A 1,973-nucleotide genomic window follows, 5' to 3' on the forward strand; every position below is an offset into this window, starting at 1 on the left:
AGTCCTGATCTCTTGAGTCGCTCAGCCATGGGTGCCCGCTTCCCGCCGGCCCAAGGGTCGGCCGTCGACTGCCCCGAGTCCTCCAGAAATCAGTGTAGGACCGGCCGGAGCCATACGCGCGCGGGCGGATACTGCCCGCTGCCCGGCCAGGGAGGAGACGGAAGTCCGCCCGCCGGGGGGAGACATTTGGGGCTGCCGTGCATGTTCCGCTGCGATTGGATGCCGGCGCCCGTGGTCTGGCTGACCTGGCGTCCGCAGACCCGCGGCCGACGCCTTCGAGCACACGTCGCCGCGCCGTGCGCGCGGGGCGGCTGCACCCCGGTGGAAGCCGTTCGGCGGTGCAGGCAACTTGGGCGCCGATGCGGTCGCGACGAACGCGAACGGGTTCCTCGTCGTCATCCCGGGCTAGCACTGCGCCGAAGGCAACCGGGTGGGCTCCCAGGACCTGCGGCGCTTCGGCGGCACCTGCCTTCGCCGTCCACGAGGCCGACGGGCGGTCGTCGTCACCACAAGCTCCGCCGCCGCACCTGCCGAGGAGCACTCCGCCACCTGCGGCATGGGCGTCGACGGCGGCGCCCCGGCCGCCTCGACCGGACTGGCCGCACCTTGGCAGGCGGGCGCCAGCGAGCACGCATCGCGGATGTCCACGGCGTGACGGCACACTGTTTGTGTGGCGTGCGATCGCGCATGCGCCCGCCTGCCACCGGCCGTGCCTGAACTCCGTGAGGACACGGGGCAGAGGTTCGGCCGCCGGTTCCACCCGGGAGGTCCCATGAAGATGCTGATCAACAGTCCGCAGACCGTGGTCGCCGATGCCCTGCGGGGGCTGGCTGCCGCCCACCCGGAGCTGGACGTGGACGTGGATCGGGGGGTGGTCGTACGGCGAGACGCTCGGGAGGGCGGGCGGGTCGGGCTGGTGTCCGGCGGCGGTTCCGGGCACGAGCCGCTGCACGCCGGGTTCGTCGGGTACGGGATGCTGTCGGCCGCGTGTCCCGGGGAGGTGTTCACCTCGCCCGTCCCGGACCAGATGCTGCGCGCGGCGAGCGCCGTCGAGGCCGGGCAGGGCGTGCTGTTCGTCGTCAAGAACTACACCGGGGACGTGCTGAACTTCCAGATGGCCGCCGAGCTCGCCGAGGATGACGGCGTCCGGGTCGAGCAGGTCCTGGTCAACGACGACGTCGCCGTCACCGACAGCCTGTACACGGCCGGGCGGCGGGGCACCGGGGCGACCCTGTTCGTGGAGAAGATCGCCGGGGCGGCCGCCGAGGAGGGCGCACCGCTGGAGCAGGTGGCCGCGATCGCCCGGCGTGTCAACGAGTTCTCGCGCAGCTTCGGCGTGGCGCTCAGCGCCTGCAGCACTCCCGCGAAAGGAGGCCCGACCTTCGACCTGCCGGACGGGGAGATGGAGCTCGGGGTCGGGATCCACGGCGAGCCGGGCCGAGAGCGGCGCGCGGTGATGCCGGCCCGAGAGATCGCGGAGGTCGCGGTGGGCGCCGTACTCGAGGAGCTGGGGGAGGTGCCTCCGGCCGACGGGCCGGTACTGGCCCTGGTCAACGGGATGGGAGCGACGCCGCTGCTGGAGCTGTACGGGTTCCACGCCGAGGTGGTCCGGCTGCTGGAGGCCCGGGGCGTGCCGGTGGCGCGGGCGCTCGTGGGCAACTACGTCACGTCGCTGGACATGGCGGGCTGCTCGGTGACACTCTGCCGGGCCGACGAGGAGATGCTGCGGCTGTGGGACGCACCCGTGCAGACGGCCGCGCTGCGCTGGGGCCGCTGAGCCCGTGGTGGCGGTGGAAGCGACCCCGCTCACGCGGCGGGTTCACCATCGAACTCCATCTGAGCGCCGACGGCCGCTGCCGTCCGCTGTCCTTGATCGTCACAGTCGGCCAGCGGGCGGACGTCTGGGCGTTCTCCGATCCGAAAGGGACAAGGCGGTCGGTCTGGGACCGCCTTGTCCCTTTCGGATGACCTGA

General features: G+C 72.5%; 2 protein-coding genes. Both read left to right on the plus strand.

The window, feature by feature from the left end:
* The first annotated feature begins 430 nt into the window (after positions 1-430).
* Positions 431-655 carry a hypothetical protein gene (locus tag ABZT93_RS40325; protein ID WP_356114106.1) on the plus strand — a complete coding sequence of 75 codons (225 nt, stop codon included), beginning with the start codon at positions 431-433 and terminating at the stop codon, positions 653-655.
* Between the two features lie 117 nt (positions 656-772).
* Positions 773-1,777: a dihydroxyacetone kinase subunit DhaK gene (gene dhaK, locus ABZT93_RS40330; RefSeq protein ID WP_356114107.1), complete on the plus strand. Its 1,005-nt coding sequence runs from the start codon at positions 773-775 to the stop codon at positions 1,775-1,777.
* Positions 1,778-1,973 lie beyond the last annotated feature (196 nt).

Origin of the sequence: Streptomyces sp. NPDC005303 (genome assembly GCF_040607335.1) — a bacterium.
Taxonomy (GTDB): Bacteria; Actinomycetota; Actinomycetes; order Streptomycetales; family Streptomycetaceae; genus Streptomyces.